Source organism: Streptomyces sp. NPDC042638 (genome assembly GCF_040647235.1).
GTDB lineage: Bacteria > Actinomycetota > Actinomycetes > Streptomycetales > Streptomycetaceae > Streptomyces > Streptomyces rameus.
The window spans coordinates 125393-142179 of sequence record NZ_JBEZBT010000016.1; the positions used below are offsets into that span (position 1 = coordinate 125393).

12 protein-coding genes and 2 pseudogenes are annotated in these 16787 nt (G+C 74.9%); 6 read left to right on the forward strand and 8 right to left on the reverse strand.

Going from position 1 to position 16787, the window contains the following annotated elements; all coding sequences use genetic code 11:
- The first annotated feature begins 4 nt into the window (after positions 1–4).
- Positions 5–4294, forward strand: coding sequence for a cation-translocating P-type ATPase (locus tag AB0B40_RS16105; RefSeq protein WP_362264140.1), 4290 nt, complete (start codon positions 5–7; stop codon positions 4292–4294).
- Positions 4295–4509: 215 nt separating this feature from the next.
- Here AB0B40_RS16105 and AB0B40_RS16110 read toward each other — a convergent pair whose 3' ends face one another.
- Positions 4510–5589, reverse strand: coding sequence for an NADH:flavin oxidoreductase/NADH oxidase (locus AB0B40_RS16110; protein ID WP_362264141.1), 1080 nt, complete (start codon positions 5587–5589; stop codon positions 4510–4512).
- A 131-nt stretch (positions 5590–5720) separates the two neighbouring features.
- Between AB0B40_RS16110 and AB0B40_RS16115 the strand changes: the two genes are divergently transcribed.
- Positions 5721–6077: a helix-turn-helix domain-containing protein gene (locus tag AB0B40_RS16115; protein WP_345056033.1), complete on the forward strand. Its 357-nt coding sequence runs from the start codon at positions 5721–5723 to the stop codon at positions 6075–6077.
- On the opposite strand, the gene AB0B40_RS16120 is transcribed toward AB0B40_RS16115, so the two are convergent.
- Both AB0B40_RS16120 and AB0B40_RS16125 read right to left on the reverse strand, forming a co-directional pair.
- A complete protein-coding gene (locus AB0B40_RS16120) occupies positions 6003–7406 on the reverse strand; it encodes a nucleobase:cation symporter-2 family protein (RefSeq protein ID WP_345055757.1) in 1404 nt (467 codons plus the stop codon). The genes AB0B40_RS16115 and AB0B40_RS16120 overlap by 75 nt on opposite strands.
- A 137-nt stretch (positions 7407–7543) precedes the next feature.
- Positions 7544–8878, reverse strand: a complete 1335-nt coding sequence (locus tag AB0B40_RS16125; RefSeq protein ID WP_345055759.1) for an FAD-dependent oxidoreductase — start codon at positions 8876–8878, stop codon at positions 7544–7546.
- Positions 8879–9077: 199 nt separating this feature from the next.
- Between AB0B40_RS16125 and AB0B40_RS16130 the strand changes: the two are divergent.
- Positions 9078–9338 (forward strand): annotated as a pseudogene (locus AB0B40_RS16130) (DUF6214 family protein); the annotation flags it as partial.
- A 378-nt stretch (positions 9339–9716) separates the two neighbouring features.
- Positions 9717–9920 (forward strand): annotated as a pseudogene (locus AB0B40_RS16135) (DUF6214 family protein); the annotation flags it as partial.
- Positions 9921–9938: 18 nt separating this feature from the next.
- Here AB0B40_RS16135 and AB0B40_RS16140 read toward each other — a convergent pair.
- The 5 genes from AB0B40_RS16140 to AB0B40_RS16160 all read right to left on the reverse strand — a co-directional run bounded on the left by AB0B40_RS16140 (position 9939) and on the right by AB0B40_RS16160 (position 14307).
- Positions 9939–10607 (reverse strand): helix-turn-helix domain-containing protein, encoded by a 669-nt coding sequence (locus tag AB0B40_RS16140; protein ID WP_362264142.1) that lies wholly within the window; start codon positions 10605–10607, stop codon positions 9939–9941.
- A gap of 220 nt (positions 10608–10827) precedes the next feature.
- A complete protein-coding gene (locus AB0B40_RS16145) occupies positions 10828–11517 on the reverse strand; it encodes an HAD-IA family hydrolase (RefSeq protein WP_345055763.1) in 690 nt (229 codons plus the stop codon).
- Positions 11518–11527: 10 nt separating this feature from the next.
- The gene (locus tag AB0B40_RS16150) at positions 11528–12247 is read right to left on the reverse strand and encodes a phosphatase PAP2 family protein (protein WP_362264143.1); all 720 of its coding nucleotides are present in this window, start codon (positions 12245–12247) and stop codon (positions 11528–11530) included.
- 458 nt (positions 12248–12705) lie between these two features.
- Positions 12706–13641, reverse strand: a complete 936-nt coding sequence (locus AB0B40_RS16155; protein ID WP_362264144.1) for a M56 family metallopeptidase — start codon at positions 13639–13641, stop codon at positions 12706–12708.
- A 111-nt stretch (positions 13642–13752) separates the two neighbouring features.
- Complete coding sequence (locus AB0B40_RS16160; protein ID WP_362264145.1) at positions 13753–14307, reverse strand: DUF5134 domain-containing protein; 555 nt, start codon at positions 14305–14307, stop codon at positions 13753–13755.
- Between the two features lie 175 nt (positions 14308–14482).
- Here AB0B40_RS16160 and AB0B40_RS16165 point away from each other — a divergent pair, with 175 nt between their 5' ends.
- Complete coding sequence (locus AB0B40_RS16165) at positions 14483–16159, forward strand: FUSC family protein (protein WP_362264146.1); 1677 nt, start codon at positions 14483–14485, stop codon at positions 16157–16159.
- A complete protein-coding gene (locus AB0B40_RS16170; RefSeq protein ID WP_345055773.1) occupies positions 16156–16737 on the forward strand; it encodes a MarR family transcriptional regulator in 582 nt (193 codons plus the stop codon). Before AB0B40_RS16165 ends, AB0B40_RS16170 begins: the two co-directional genes overlap by 4 nt.
- Positions 16738–16787 lie beyond the last annotated feature (50 nt).

A 16787-nucleotide genomic window follows, 5' to 3' on the forward strand; every position in this document is an offset into this window, starting at 1 on the left:
CACGTTGCCCGGTCTGCTGACGGCGCCTGCGGCCGCCGCCCGCCTGCTGCCCGCGGCACCCCGCCTGCTCGCGCGGGCGGCGGCACCGGCGGTCGGAATGGCCGCCGGTGCCGCCGCCGGAACGGCGCGCGCCGGCGTGCGCGGTGCGGACGCCGCGGCGCGGGTCGCGCGGGTGGCCCGCAACGCGCTGCCCGGCGCCGGCGACCACTGGCGCTCCGGCGCCCGTGCCCACCTGGCCGTACGCCCCGTGGAGCCGGACCAGGCGCGGCACGCGGGCGGCACCGCGCACCTGGCACGCCGGGTGGCCCGGGCGCTGGCAGAGCATCCCGACGTGCTCCTCGCCTACTGGGACGAGGGGCTCGCCCGCCTGGTGGTGACCGCGACCGCCGAGGAGGCCACCGACCGGGTCCTGGACCACGCGGCCGACCTGGCCGAACGGCACGGACTCGTACTGTCGGCCCCGGACGAGGAGGAGACCACGCACCCGGCCGACCCGGCCGGGGTACGCGCCGCGGCGGCCACGCTCGCCGCCGACGGCGCCGGGATCGCCGTCGCGCTGACCGCGTACACGCTGCGGCTGCCGCCCTCGCCGCGGGTGGTGACCGCGGTGGTGACCCTGCTGCGGGAGAATCCGCGCTTCCGCGGCTGGCTGCGCGCCCGGCTCGGCGACACCTCGATGGACTTCGCGCTGGCCTGTGCGAACGCCGTCGCGCACGGCGTCGGGCAGACCCCCACCTCCCTGGTCCTCGACGGCGCCCTGCGGGCCTGCCAGGTGGCCGACACGGTGGCCCGTTCGGCCGCCTTCGACGCGGTGCACGACCAGTTGTGCGCTCCCGACCGGATCAGCATCGCCGCGGACGGGCCACCCCGCCCGCCGCTGCACGTCTCGCCGGCCCAGCAGTACGCCGCCCACGCCTCCGCCGGCAGTGTGCTCGGCGCCGCGGCCACCCTCCTGGTCAAGCACGACGGGGCCGAGGCGGCGGAAGCGGTGCTGGCCGGCTCCCCGAAGGCCGCCCGCTACGGTCCCGCCGCCTTCCACGCCGTACTCGGCGCCGCGCTGGCCCGCACCGGTGTGCTGGTGCGCGATCCGGAGCGGCTGCGCCAGCTGGAGATGACCGGCACGGTCGTCCTGCATCCCAGCGCGCTGCGCACCCGGGACGGCGAGGCCGACCCGTGGGCGGAGCCCGTCCTCGACGCGGCCCGCCGCGCCGGGCTGCGGGTCGTCCTCGTGGACGATCCGGCCCTGGAGGACTTCACCGGCCTGGCCGACCAGCTCGTCGACGCCCGCCGGCCGCTGGACGACGTCGTGTACGAGGCGCGCGCCGACGAGGGCTCCGTGCTGGTGGTCGCCCGGGTGCGCGGAGCCGACGACCACGACGTCCTGGCCGCCCTGCGCGCCGCCGATATCGCGGTCGCCCTGACCGACCGGGACGGCGCGGTCGCCTGGGGCGCCGACATCCTGGCCCTGCACGGCCTGCCCGACGTGTGGCGGGTGCTGACCGCGATCCCGGCCGCCCGCAGGGTCGGCCACCGCGCCCAGACGCTGGCCCGCTCCGGCGCCGCGCTGTCCGGGCTGCTCGTGGCCGTCGGCGAGTCCGGCGGCGGACAGGGCCGCCGGTCCGTGCTGCCCGGGCTGCGGCACGCGCCGGTCGACATCGGTGCCGCGTCGGCACTGCTGTCCGGGGTACGGGCCGCGGTCGGCGTGGCCGTGGCCCGCGCCCCGCACCCGCGCGCCCGGGTCCACTGGCACGAGCTGGACCCGGACCAGGCCCGGGAGCGGCTGGCGCACGAACCGGTCGAAGAGACCGGCCCGTTGGACGCCCTGACCGCCCGGATGCGCAGGACGGCCAAGGGCGTCACCCGGCACCCGGCCGCCGCGCCCGCCCGCTGGACCTACCGGCTCGGCCGGGCCGTCCGCGGCGAGCTCCAGGACCCGCTGACCCCGGTGCTCGCGGTCGGTTCGGCGGCGTCGGCGATCCTCGGATCCGTCGTGGACGCGCTGCTCGTCGTCGGCGCCCTCGACCTGAACGCCCTGGTCGGCGGCGTCCAGCGACTGCGGGCCGAACGCGCGCTGTCCGGGCTGGTCGCGGAGCAGAAGCAGAAGGCACGCCTGGTGCCGGCCCCGGGCGAGGCACCGTCCGGCGGCACCCGCACCGTGGAGGCGGGCGGGCTCCGGCCGGGCCATGTGATCCAGCTGAAGGCGGACGACGTGGTGCCCGCCGACGCCCGGCTGCTGTGGCAGGACGGACTGGAGGTGGACGAGTCCGCCCTGACCGGTGAGTCGCTGCCGGTGCAGAAGCAGACGGATTCCACCCCGCACGCCCCCGTGGCCGACCGGAGCTGCATGGTCTTCGAGGGGACGACCGTGGTCGCGGGGGAGGCCCGGGCCGTCGTGGTCGACACCGGCGACCGCACCGAAGCCGCCCGCGCCGTCCACCTCGCGGCCCGGACGCCCCCGGCGGCCGGTGTGCAGGCCAGGCTCCAGGAACTCACCCGCAAGGCGCTGCCGCTGACCCTGGCGGGCGGTGCCACGGTGACCGGCCTGGCACTGCTGCGCGGCACGCCGATCCACGAGGCGGTCAGCGGCGGGGTGGCGGTGGCCGTGGCGGCCGTACCGGAAGGGCTGCCGCTGGTGGCGACGGTCGCGCAGCTGGCGGCTGCCCGGCGGCTCAGCCGGGGCGGTGTCCTGGTCCGCACCCCGCGCACCCTGGAGGCGCTGGGCCGCATGGACACCATCTGCTTCGACAAGACCGGCACGCTCACCGAGAACCGGCTGCGGCTGGTGCGTACCGCCGATGCCGAGGGAACGGTGCACGGGGTGGACGACACCGGCTCCGCGGAGACGATCCGGGCCGCCGCGCGGGCCTGCCCGCGGATGAGCGGCGCTTCCGACCGGCCGGTGCACGCCACCGACGAGGCCGTCCTCGCCGCGGCCGGACCCGATCCGGACTGGACCCAGCTCGCCGAACTGCCCTTCGAGGCCGCCCGCGGGTATTCCGCCGCCGTCGGCCGCGGCGGGGACGGCCCGGCCGTGCTCGTGGTGAAGGGCGCCCCGGAAACCGTGCTGCCCGCCTGCTCCGGGCTGCCGGGGCACGCCTCCGACACCGCCCACCGGCTCGCCGGGAGCGGCCTGCGGGTGCTGGCGGTGGCCGAACGGCGGCTCGGCAAGGGCGAGCAGGAGTCCGACGCCCTCGAACGACCGCTGGAGAACCTGGAGTTCACGGGCCTGCTGGCGCTGTCCGACGTACCGCGCGAGACCTCCACGGCGCTGGTGAGCGGGCTGAACGGGGCAGGCGTACGACCGGTCATGCTCACCGGCGACCATCCGCAGACAGCGCGGGCCATCGCCGCCGACCTGGGCTGGCCCGAGGACACCGTGGTGGTCACCGGCGACGAGCTGGCCGCCGCGGACCGCGCGGCCCGGGCCCGGATGCTGCGCGACGCGGGCGTGGTGGCCCGGGTGGCACCCGAGCAGAAGCTCCAGGTCGTGGAGGCACTGCGGGACGCGGGCCGGGTCGTCGGCATGGTCGGCGACGGCGCCAACGACGCCGCGGCCATCCGCGCCGCCGACATCGGCGTCGGCATCAACGCGCGAGGCTCGGCCGCGGCACGCAACGCGGCCGACATCGTGCTGACCGACGACGACCTGACGGTGCTGATCGACGCGGTCGGCGAGGGCCGCGCCCTGTGGCACAGCGTGGCCGACGCGATCGCCATCCTGATCGGCGGCAACGCGGGCGAGGTCGGTTTCGGCATCCTCGGGACGCTGCTGTCCGGCCGGGCGCCCCTGTCCACCCGGCAGATGCTCATGGTGAACCTGTTCACCGACCTGTTCCCGTCGATGGCGGTGGCGGTGACGGAGAAGGAGGGCGAGGCGGACCTCGCCAACGTGGAGGAGGCCGCCGGGGTGCTGGGCGAACCCCTGCTGCGGCAGATCCGGCACCGGGCCCTGACCACCTGCCTCGGCGCGGTCACCGCCTGGCTGATCGGCCGCTTCACTCCGGGCACGGCACGCCGCTCCAGCACGATGGCGCTGTGCGGGGTGGTGGGCACCCAACTGGTGCAGACCCTGCTGGACCGGCGCGACAGCCGGCTGGTGCAGATCACGTCCCTGGGCTCGGCCCTCGCCCTGGTCGCCGCGGTGCAGACCCCGGGCGTCAGCCGCCTCTTCGGCTGCACCCCGCTCGGCCCGGTCGGCTGGGCCGGCGTCGTGGCCGCGATCGCGCTCGCGCTGGCGGGCCAGCGGACGCTGCCCCGCCTGGAGCGGACCGTCGGCCGCCTGCTGCCGACGTGACCGCGCCGACCAGTCCCGCCCGGTCACATCGGCACCGGACGGCCGGCGCACGATGCCGACACCACCGCTGACGTCTGGCCACCGCCCCGACACACACCACCGCGCGGATCCCGGCAGTCGCGGTGTTGGCGCGTGTGGCGCGTGCCCGCCCCGGAAGTCGCGGTGTTGGCGCGTGCCCGCCCGGCCGTTGTCCGGCGCGCGGGGACGGGCCGGGGTCAGACCGATCGGTGGTACTGGTCCGGGACCCGGACCTCCGCGCCCAGCTCCCGCGCCGCCTGCCGGGCCCAGGACGGGTTGCGCAGCAGCTCGCGGCCGAGCAGCACCGCGTCGGCCTCACCGTTCACCAGGATCTTCTGGGCCTGTCCGGCCTCGGTGATCAGGCCGACGGCGCCGACCGACAGCGGGGTCTCGGCCTTCACCCGGGCGGCGAAGGGGACCTGGTAGCCCGGTCCGGTCGGGATGCTGACCCCGGCCGCGTTCCCGCCGGTCGAGACGTCGAGCAGGTCCACGCCGTGGTCGTGCAGGTCACGGGCGAACCGGACCGTGTCGTCCGGGGTCCAGCCGCCCTCGTCCAGCCAGTCGGTCGCGGAGATGCGGAAGAACACGGGCTTGTCCGCGGGCCACACCTTCCGTACGGCGTCCACGACCTCCAGGGCGAACCGGGTGCGGTTCTCGTACGAGCCGCCGTAGGCGTCGGTGCGGTGGTTGGAGTGCGGGGAGAGGAACTCGTTGATCAGGTAGCCGTGGGCGCCGTGCACCTCGACGACCTCGAAGCCCGCGGCGAGCGCCCGGCGCGCGGCGGCGGCGAACCGGTCTGTCACCTCGGCGATCTGATCTGTCGTCAGTTCGGTCGGTACGGGATGGCGTTCGTCGAACGCGACGGCGCTCGGGGCGAGCGGCTGCCAGCCGTGCGCATCCGGCCCGACGGGCGCTCCGCCCTTCCAGGGCCGGTCGGTGGACGCCTTGCGGCCCCCGTGGCTGAGCTGGATCCCCGGCACGGTGCCCTGGGTGGTGAGGAAGCGGGTGATCCTGCGGAACGCCTCCAGCTGGGTGTCGTTCCACAGTCCGAGGTCGTAGGGGGAGATCCGGCCCTCGGGCGCGACCGCGGTGGCCTCCGTCAGGATCAGACCGGTGCCGCCGGTGGCGCGCGCCGCGTAGTGCGCGAAGTGCCAGTCGCGCGGGGCGCCCGCGAGCGGGCCCTCCGGTTCCGCCGAGTACTGGCACATCGGCGTCATCCACACCCGGTTGGGGATGATCAGTTCGCGCAGGGTGATGGGCTCGAAGAGCGCGCTCACGACGGACTCCATTCGTCACGGACCGCTGGTCGCCTTGTACGGTACTCCTCGTACTACGATGGATGTCAAACTACGACACCTCTCGTACCATGGGCGCCGAGAAGCGTTTCCGCGACGAAGGGCCAGCCGCCGTGACCGACATCGCCACCACCGGCCGCGCGCTGCCGCACCCGGAGCGGGAGCAGATCCGGCTGGAGTCCGTGCTGCACGCGCTCTCCGACCCGATACGGCTGGAGATCGTGTGCGAACTCGCCGCCAGAGAGTCGGAGTTGTCCTGTTCCCAGTTCGATCTGCCGGTGACCAAGTCCACCACCACGCACCACTTCCGGGTACTGCGGGAGAGCGGGGTCATCCGGCAGGTCTACCGCGGCACGGCCAAGATGAACGGCCTGCGCCGGGGCGACCTGGAGGATCTATTCCCGGGGCTGCTCGACAGCCTCCTGGCCGCCGCCGGCCGTCAGGCCGTCCGGCTCCGCGAGGGCGGCTGAACCACCCGCGCCTTCGGCCGAACCGCTCTTCGCCGGACGGTGGTTGAAGAGCAGATTCAGTACGATCGCCGACAGGCAGCCCGCGCTGATACCGCTGTTCATCACCGTCTGGAACCAGTCCGGGAACCTCGCGTACACCGTGGGGACGCCCACCGGCAGCATGCCGACCGCCACCGAAACGGCCACCACGGTCAGATTGTCGTTGCCCCGGAAGTCGACCCGGGCCAGCGTCCGCAGCCCGCTGGCCGCGACCGTCCCGAACATCACCAGTCCGGCCCCGCCGAGCACCGGCGCCGGGATCGCCGCCACCACCGCGCCCAGCTTGGGCAGCAGGCCGAGCAGCACCAGCATCCCGCCGGCCGCCGCGACCACCCAACGGCTGCGCACCCGGGTCATGCCCACCAGGCCCACGTTCTGCGCGTACGCCGTGTACGGGAAGGTGTTGAACACGCCGCCCAGCACGGTCGACAGGCCGTCCGCCCGCAGTCCGTCGGCCAGCGGGCGCGGCTGAACCTTCCGCCCGGTCAGTTCGCCGACGGCGATCAGGTCACCCGTCGTCTCGGTCATCGTCACCAGGGCCACCACCAGCATGGACACGATCGCGGACACCCGGAACTCCGGCATCCCGAAATGGAACGGCGTGCTGACGCCCACCCAGTCGGCCCGCCGGACCCCGCCGAAGTCGGTGAACCCCAGCGGTACGGCGACCGCCAGACCGACCGCGATCCCGAGGAGCACGGCGATCCGGGACAGAAAGGCGGGTGCGAACCGCTGCACGCCGAGCACCACGGCCAGGACGAAGCCCGCCAGCGCCAGGTTCTTCGGCTGTCCGAAGTCCTTCGCGCCGGCGCCACCCGCCGCCCAGTCACCCGCGACCGGCAGCAGCGACACCCCGATGATCAGGATCACCGTGCCGGTCACCAGCGGCGGGAAGAAGCGCAGCAGTCGGCCGAAGACCGGCGCGAGCAGCATGATCGCCAAGCCGGCGACGATCACCGAACCGTAGATCGCGGGCAGCCCGCCCTGGGTCGTCCCGATGAGCACCATCGGCGACACGGCGGCGAACGTGCACCCCTGCATGATCGGCAGCCGCACCCCGAAGCGCCAGAACCCCACGCACTGGATCAGCGTGGCGATCCCGCACACCAGCAGATCCGCGGTGATCAGGTACGCCAGGTCGGCGGCCGACAGCTTCATCGCACCGCCCACGATCAGCGGTACCGCGACGGCGCCCGCATACATCGCGAGCACATGCTGCAACCCGAAGGCGGCCAGCTGCCGTACCGGTGGGATCTCGTCGACGGGGTGCACGTGCGCGGTCGTGTCCATGGAAACTCCATCAACGGCGGCGGGGAGCGGCATCCGAACAGGACGAAACCGTAAAGCCCTTGAACAGTTTGTTGATTTCCGGACTGTTGCGGGTGCGTGTCCCGCCCCCGCCCGGCCGCCGGGTCGCTCCCGCCGGGCTACGGCACCCGCGCCGCCCCGAGCAGCGTGTCCCAGTCGGACAGCTTCACCACGCTCCGCCCCAGCCGCGCGCCCAGCTCGGCCTCGGCCCGCTCGATCGCCAGCCAGCCCTCCCAGAGCACGGGTTCCACGCCGGCCGCCCGCAGTGCCGTGACCGGGTCGGCCGGCACGTCCGCGCGGCCGAGCGCGGGAGCGTCCGCGAGCAGCGAGATCACCGTCTCCTTGGCGCAGGGCCGGTTGGTGCCGATCACCCCGGTCGGGCCGCGCTTGATCCATCCGGCGACGTACTCGCCGGGGGAGGGCGCGCCGTCCCGCAGGACACGGCCCTCCCGGTGCGGGACGGTGCCGTTCGCCGGGTCGAACGGCAGCCCGTCCAGGGGCACCCCGCGATAACCCACCGAGCGCAGCACCAACTGCGCGGGCACGTCCTCGTACCGGCCCGTGCCGGTGACGCCGCCCTGACCGTCCGGTACCGTCCGCTCGAAGCGGACGGCGCTCACCCTTCCGCCGCCTTCGAGGAGCTCCACCGGGCGCAGGAAGAACCGCAGCCGGATCCGGCGGACGGCCGCCGCGGAGGGCTGCGTCGCCCAGCCGCGCAGCACCTCCACGTTGCGGCGCTGTCCGGCGGTCAGCGTGCCGGGATCGGTCGGATCGAGCGCCAACTCGGCCTTGTCCACGAGCACTTCGGTGCCGGGGAGGCCGCCTAGCTCGCGCAGCTCCTTGGTGGTGAAACGGGCCTGCGCGGGGCCCCGCCGGCCGACCATGTGCACCTCGGTCAGCCCGCTCGCCGCCAGTACGTCCAGCGCGGCCTGCGGGATGTCGGTGGGACGCAGCTCCGCCGCCCCGCGGACCAGCATCCGGGTGACGTCCACCGCGACATTGCCCACCCCGATGACCACCGCGGAGTGCACCCCGCGCAGGAATCCCGCGTCGGCCGCGTCCGGATGCGCGCTGTACCAGGAGACGAACTCGGTCGCCGACCAGCTGCCCGGCAGCTCCTCGCCGGGGATCCCCAGCCGCCGGTCGGTTGCGGCGCCCACGCAGTACACGACCGCGTGGTACAGCTCCCTCAGCCGCTCCACCGGCAGCCCGCCGGGGCTTCCCACCCGGACCCCGCCGAGGAACCGCACGCGCTCATGCTCCAGCACCGTCCGCAGGCTGCCCTGCAGGGACTTGATCTTCTCGTGGTCGGGGGCGACGCCGTAGCGGACCAGCCCGTACGGGCACGGCAGCCGGTCCAGGACGTCCACGTGGACCCCCGGATCGCGCTCGACCAGGCTCTGGGCGGTGTAACACCCGCTCGGCCCGGAACCGACGACGGCGACACGCAGCACAGCGGTACTCCTTGCCCGAAGGAGGGGCGTGCGGACACTTCCAGCATGGCACCGCCGGGGTCCGGTGGGCAGGGGCCGGTGGAGTGATCCGGACGCGCGTCTGTGCGTATGGATGTGATCATGCGGTTACGTTGCGTGTGTGCCAGAAGCATCGTTTCTCAATCTCTCCCACCGGGACGTGGGGGATGGCGCGGTCTCCGTGTGGCCCGCCTGGGAGGTGCGGGAGCACGGCGGCGCCGCCACGAGGTGGTTCCACGTCAGGCTGGCCTTCGCCGACGGCGCCCGGGTCGACGCCCTGGCCGTGGTGGACGGGGAACACGTCTCCGTGGAGGACGTCACGGCCCAGCCGGCCTTCTCCCTCGCCGACCTCACGGTGCTCGCCGACTGGATCGACGGACCGTTGTCCGAGGCGTGCGGCGTGGCGGCGACGGGCAGCCGCGCGGGCGGCGCCGCGCGTGCGGGCGAGGAGGGGCACGGCGGCTGCCGGGCGGAGGGGGCAGGCCTGGGCCGCAGGGCGGAGGAGGCGGGCGGGGACCGCCGGACGCAGGCGGCGGGCGGTGCGGCAGCGGACGTCGACCGCCCGGCGGAGGTGATCGGTGGCGAACCGGATCCAGGTGACTCCCCGGCGAAGGTGATCGGTGGCGAACCGGATTCAGGTGACTCCCCGGCGGAGGTGATCGGCGGCGAACCGGGCGCGGGGGACTGGCCGGCGGAGGGGATCGGTATCGAACCGGGCGCGGGTGACCGTCGGACGGAGGCGGTCGTAGTCGAACGGTTCGCGGGTGACCGTCGGACGGAGGCGGACGGTGGGGTGGCGGGCGTCGGCGACGGCCCGAACCCGCGCCGCGCGCGGCCGGTCTGGCCGCGCGGCATCGCGGGGCGCAGGCTCGTCGCGCAGGAGTACCGCGCGGCGCGGGACACGGGTGCCGATCCGGTGCTCGCCGTGATGAACGCGACCGGACACAGCCGCCGACGCTCCCTCCGGCTCATCGCCCAGGCCCGTGACGCGGGCCTCCTGGCACCCCGTCACGCCCGGCGCTGACCGGGCGGCCCGCCCCCGTCAGGGGCTGCTCGGCCGCTCCTCCGTGGCGAAGAACCGGGACAGATCATCGTCCTCCGCCTTCGCGTCCGGCTCGCCCCCCGGGGGTGCCCCCATCTCCCAGTCCAGCCCGTACCGTTGGAACAGCTCGGCCCGCAGCACCGGTACGGGCATCGGCACCCCCGGCACCAGCGCCGAGTACACCGCGCCCATCAGCAGGGACCGCAGCATCGGATAGTCGGCCGAGACGTTCTGTGCGCCGTACCGGGCGACGGTGTCGCTGAGCAGCTCCGCCAGCCGGCGCTGCTCCGGACACTGGACGAAGCCCTCGGCGTGGAGCAGGCCCGCCATGTGCTGGCGCATCAGCACCGGCCGCGCCCGGGCCAGGCCCAGGATCGCGTCGACGGCCCGGGCGAGCCGCTCCCGGCCGTCGTCGGTGCGCGGCTCCCGCTCCAGCGCCTCCTCCAGGGTGCGGTGCATCAGCCGGTGTACGGCGGACTGCACCAACTGGCGCTTGCCGGGGAAGTAGTACGACACCAGCCCGCGTGCCGATCCGGCCCGGTCCGCGATGTCGCCCAGCGTCGTGGCCTCGAACCCACGCTCACCGACGAGTTCCACGGCGGCCTGCAGCAACCGTTCCCGGGAACGCCGCCGCAATTCTTCATTGACCGAGGCGCTGCGCGGGGACATTCTGAAACTCCTGCGTTGACTGGCTGCCAGCCAACTATACTCAACGCATCTGGGCGGCCGCGTGCTTGGGGCTCGCCCGGGACAGCCGTCCGTCTGAGGCGACGCGGGGGATCGTCTCAGACGGACGGCGCCGAGCCGCGAGGATGGCCGCCGGTCCAGGCCGGCCGGAACCCTGGGTTCGAACCGGCGCACGGCACCGCGTGACGGACCGTACGTCCGCTCAGCTCATGAGGTCCAGCACCGGCAGCAGCGCGTCGGGGCGTTCGGCCACCGGCAGATGATCCACGAAGTGGACGCCGCAGCCCAGAGCCGTGGCGCCACCGTCCGCCGCCCTGTTGTCCCCGACCATCAGCACCTGCCGCGGGTCCACGGCGAGCGCCTCGCAGGCGACCGCGAACAGCCGCGGATCCGGCTTCTGCACCCCGTGCTCGTACGACAGCACGTAGGTGTCCACGTACGTGTCGAGCCCGTGCTCGCGGAACACCGGGCGCAGATCCCAGCCGATGTTGCTGACCACGCCGACGCCGATCCCGCGCCGGCGCAGGGTGCGCAGCACCTCGGCGGCGTCGGGGTACGGGGACCAGGCGGCGGGGGACATGTGCCGCTCGTAGAGGGCGTCGTGCAGCCCGGGATCCGGCAGCGGCACCCGGCGGGACATGCCGGTGTAGGCGGCCCGGTGCAGTTCCGCGCTCTTGTCGCGGACCGACCAGGCGTCCGCGAGGTCCGCCGGCACCTCCACCGGCTCCACGCCGCCCGGCAGCGCCCCGGCCTCCTCCAAGGCCCGTGTGACGTCGGCGAGTCGGCGTTCGGGCAGGAAGTGACCGGTCTCGGCCAGTACCGCGCGCAGCCAGGACTCGGTGGTCTCGACGCGGAACAGCGTCCCGGAGAAGTCGAAGAGAACAGCGGCCATGGGCGGGACCCTACCGGTGCCGGCGTCCCGGCGGTTCCGGCCGGCGGTCGCGCGGCCACTCGTAGACCGTCACGGCCAGGGCCACCAGCAGCGCTCCCAACAGCCATCCGCCGCAGACGTCCGAGGGCCAGTGGACGCCCAGCCACACCCGGGTCACGCCCACCCCGGCCACGGAGACGAGGGCCACCGCCACCGCCGTACGCCACAGGGCACGGCCCGGACGGCGACGGTGCAGCAGCCACAGCAGCAGGCCGCAGACCACGGTGGCGGTCATCGCGTGACCGGAGGGGAAGGCCGCGTAGTGGGCGGAGTCGACGGGGTCCGGCCAGACCGGGCGGGGGCGGTCGACGGCGGCCTTCACCGACTGCTGCACGATCGCGGCCACCGCACAGGTGACCGCCAGCCACAGGGCCGTCCACCAGGCCGCGCGGCGCCAGACCAGCCACACCACCGCGGCCGCGCACACCAGGCGCATGGTCAGTGGGTCCCACACCCAGTCCGACAGCACCCGGATGGCGTGGGTCGTCCCGCGGTCGCGGACCGCCCAGCGGTGAGTGGTGCGGGAGATGTCACCGTCCAGTGTCAGCAGCGGGTGCCAGCGGGCCGCGACAAGGGTGAGCAGCAGGACCGAACAGGCCGCGAGGGCCGCGGCGAGGCTGGCGGCCGTGCGGGGCGGCGCCGGCGGACCGGCGGACGGTGGCGACGGGGGGACGGTGGGGTGACGGTGCATGCCGTGATCTTCGTTGATCGGGCGGCTGTGGCCAGGATTGGCATGACCGGAATCGGCCCGCCGACCGCGCACCACCGCCGCGCGTTTGCGGTGAGCCCCTCGTCTGCCCCGGCGCGGCCCGATCGAACCATGCCCGGCTGGGCCGGTTCTGCGCGGCAGGGTCCGACCGGGCCGACTGGGTCGAGCCGGGTCCGGTTCGGCTGGTTCCGGTGCGGTTCGAGCGGACCAGGGCGGGTCCGGCCGGTTCCGCCGCGGCGGGGTCGCTGGGTCGAATCCGGTCTGCCTCGGCCGGTTCCGGCGCGGTTCGGCCCGTTCGGCGCGTTGGATCCCGGCCGCTCGGCGGTGCGGCCGACGGGGCTCGGCTCGGTGGTCCCCGTGTCGCTCCCGGACGACGTCGGACCTGGCCGGGACGGCGACGGTGACAGCGGAACCGGTCGCCCGCCCCGGGCGACCCCGCGTCAGCCCAGTGCCCGCAGTCCCGGTACCAGCGTCACCACCACCGGGAGTACGGGCACCAGCGCGGCGGTTGCCGTCAGGCGCAGCCGGTGCAGGGCCGGCAGGCGGTCCGGGGCGGTCAGCAGCCGGTGCACGCGCTGCGGCACATGCGCCTGCGGGGTCGGGGTCGGCCCGAACACGCCCCGTTCTTCGTTGAGTTCGACCAGGGCGAGTGCCGTCGTGAGCCGGCCGAAGCGACGGGACGCCATGTCGTCCGCGGCCAGCTCGACCAGCCGGTGCATCTCGTCACGGAAGGCGGCGAACACCGGGACCTGCGGGAACCCGCCCGCCAGCGCGGCCGAGCAGTGCCGCAGCCAGTCGTGCCGGGCCTGCGCGTGTCCCTGCTCGTGGGCGAGGAGGGCGTCCAGCTGCCGTCCTTCGAGCCGGCGCAGCGCGGCCGTGGTGACGACCAGCCGGGGCGCGGCGCCGGCCAGCCACCAGGCGTCGGGACGGTCGCCCTCCAGCACCACCAGCCGGCCGCCCGCCGGTTCCTCGCCCGGCAGCAGCGGTGCGCGCAGGCGCAGTTCGGTCCGCCGTGCACGCCGTCGCGTGCGGGCCCGTACGACCTCGCGGAGCAGCATCGCCAGAGTCCACAGGCCGCCGCAGGCGAGCAGCACGGCGGTGGGCGCCGCCCAGGGACCGGCCGTGCCGAGGGCGTAGGCGTCCACGACCACGCGCGGCGCGGTGGCGAACACGTGCCCGCGCACCGCCTGCCAGGCCGCGGCGGCGCTGAGCGTCATCGACAGGGCGCAGCACAGCAGGACGGCCGCCACGACGCACTGCCACACCCACAGGGCGACGACCGGCTCACGGTCCGGCCAGTCGGCCCGGGCGAGCAGCCGCGGGCCTAGGGCGGCGGTCAGGGCGCCGAGCAGCAGCAGGGTCACGGGGACCATCATGGTCAGCACCCTATGAGCGCGAGGCCGCTCGCAGATACGGTCCGCGGTGCCAAGTGACGTACACAACGCGGGCATTCCGCAGCCCCCGGCCCCTGGCCCGTCGCCCGGTACTCACATCGCCAGCAGCATGGCCACCATGCCGATGCCCATCGACAGCCGGCACGCCCGTGCCAGCTCCGGGCGGTCGCCCCAGCCGGAGGGGGCGGCCGGGGTCGCGCCCGCCGGGGCGGCGGCGGGCACCAGCCGGACGCCGGAGAGCAGCACGTAGCCCACGAAGTACAGCAGGAGCGCGCCGGTCAGCAGCGGCACGCCGGTGCCGCCGTGCGCGTGGTGGGCGGCGTGCGGGGAGACGGCCATCGCCGCCGCCATGTAGACCATCGCGGCGCTGCCCACCAGGTGGTGCAGATGGCGTGGGTCGCCGCGCCCGGCCCACAGCGCGTGCAGGGCCGCCGCGCCGAACACGGCCGCGTACACCGGCCACGCCCATCTCGGCGGGGTGAACACCGCCGCCGGCACGGCCATCGCGGCCATGCCGAAGCCCATCAGCGCCTCGCCGCCCGCGGCCCGGCGCTGCTCCCCGCCCCCGCGCATCCGCAGCAGGCAGTAGACCCCGGTCGCCGCGCACAGGGCGACCAGCAGCCAGGCTGTCGACACCGGTCCGTGCACGCCCACCTCCCCGCTCGACGGTCGTCGAGGGAAGCGATGCCCAGGGGCGAGGGAGCGCACGCGAGCGCAGGGATGTACGCGGGGAGCATGCGAGGGAGCACGGGCGGTGACCATCGGCGCGTCGCCGTCGAACCCGTCAGTGTTTTACGAGTAAAACACATGCTAAATTGATGGTATGAGCAGCACGACCCCCCACCGTCTTCCCCTCGCCGGATCCCTGCGTCTCCAGCGCCCCCCGGACATCTGGTTCAAGCCGGCGCTGAGCGTGGTCGCCGCGGTCGCCCCGCCCAACCTCGCGCTGCTCGCGCTCGGCCGCCTGGATCTCGCCATGTACACGATGGCCGGATCGCTGTGCGCGCTCTACGGCCACAACCGGCCCTACGCGGCCCGCGCCCGTGCGCTGGCCTGGGTGGTGCTCGGCATGGTCGGCGGTCTGGCCGTCGCCCTGCTCGCCGCGGCGCTCACCACGAACGCCGTCGTCCTCGTCACCGTCGGCGCCGTCCTCGCGGCCGTCCACAAGACGGTGTGCGACGCCACCCGCACGGGACCGCCCGGCAACGTGGTCCTCACCTTCATCAGCTCCGCCTCGCTGTTCGCACCGCAGAGCCCCGGCCAGGTCCCCGGACACGTCGCTCTGGCGCTGGTCACGGGCGCCTGGGCCTGGCTCGTCGGCATGGCCCCGGGGCTGCTCCGCCCGCACGGCCCCGAGCGCCGCGCCACCGCCCAGGCCCTGAACGCCGCCGCCGCGTACGCCGACACGCGCGGCACCGCCGACGGCCACGCCCGGGCCCGTGCGGCGGGCGCCGCCGCGATCCACGCCGCCTGGCAGTCACTGCTGGCCGTGGGTGCCCGCCCCGACTCCACGCGGCACGCCCTCGAACAGCTCCTCGTCCGTGCCGAGGTCGCGCTCGCCGCGCCCGCCGACACCGACCCCGCGCGGCTGCGCGCCTGGGCCCGCGGGCTGCGGGGCACCGGCCGGGTCCCGCGCGTCGAGCAGCCGCGCGAATCCGCCGACGAGCTCCTCGGCGTGGCCGCAGAACGCGCCCTGCCGCCCCGGTCGCCGTGGCACCGCCTCAGCCCCTTCGCGCCGGTCGCCGCGCGCACCGTGCTCGGCTGCGCCCTCGCCGGATACGCCGCCCTCGCACTCGGCGTCGGCCGCCCGTACTGGGCGCTGGTGACCGCGGCCTCCCTCTACCAGGCCAACGTCACGCTCACCTGGAGCCGGGGCGTCCAGCGGGTCGTGGGCAACCTCGTCGGCGTGCTCGCCTTCGCCCTCCTCGCTCCGCTCGCCCACCTGCACCCCGCCGTGCTGGTGCTGTGCTGCGTCGCCCTCAACTTCGGCGCGGAGGCGCTCATCGGCCGCAACTACTGGCTGGGCAGCGTCTGTGTCACCCCGATGGCCCTGCTCATCACCGAGTTCGCCCGCACCCAGGACGCGACGGAGCTGATCACCGACCGGGTCGTGGACACCCTCGTCGGCGCGCTGGTCGGCTTCCTCGCCGCCGTCGCCGTCACCAACCGGCGCGCGGGCGACCGGCTGGACCACGCGCTGACCGTGGCCGAGCGGGCCCGGGAGAGCGCCGCCCGCCTGCTCGCGGAGCCGCATCCGGCGCCCCGCGCCCTCGAGGCCGCCCGCCGTACCCTCGCCGCCGCCCTGGTCGACCTGCGTGCCACCGCCGACGCCGCCGCCGGCGAGTGGTGGCAGCGCGCCCTGCCCGAGGAGCGGGTCGTCCTCACCGAGCAGGCCGGACACCGTACGCTCGCGGCGACGGTACGGCGTCAGGGGCTCGTACCGCGGGACCGGTCCCGGGACCAGGGCCCGGACAGGACGACGGAGGACATACGGCCATGACGGCGACCATCGGCGGACCGACGCCCGCAGACGACGCGGGCGGTGCCCGGCCCCGGGCCGGCACCGACCCCGCGCGGAGCGACACCGTCTCCGCCGTCGTCCGTCAGTGGCGGGCCGTCCACCCCCAGCTGGACACCGGGCCCATGGAGATCATCGGCAGGATCAACCGCTGCGCCGCCCTGCTCCAGCAGGCCGAGGACGCGCCGCTGCGCCGCGCCGGCCTGAGCCGTGCGGAGTTCGACCTGCTCGGCGCGCTGCGCCGTACCGGCCACGAGCTGACGCCGGGGGAGCTGGCCCGGGAGACCTTCTCCTCCGGTGCCGCCGTCACCAAGCGGCTCAAGCAGTTGACCGAGCGCGCTCTGGTGGAACGGCGCGGCGACACCCGTGACCGCCGTGTCGCCCACGTCCGCCTCACCGACGCGGGCCGGGACCTGGTCGACGGCATCCTCCCCGAGCAGCTCGCCTACGAGACGGCCGTACTGTCCGCCCTGACCCCCGACAAGCAGGGCGATCTCGCCGGACGGCTCGCCGAGCTGCTCAGCCGCCTGGAGGGCCTGGGGGGCGCGCTGCGCACCTAGGGCCTGTCTGACAATTCCCGTCTGCCTCGCGACGCCATGCACGCACTCTC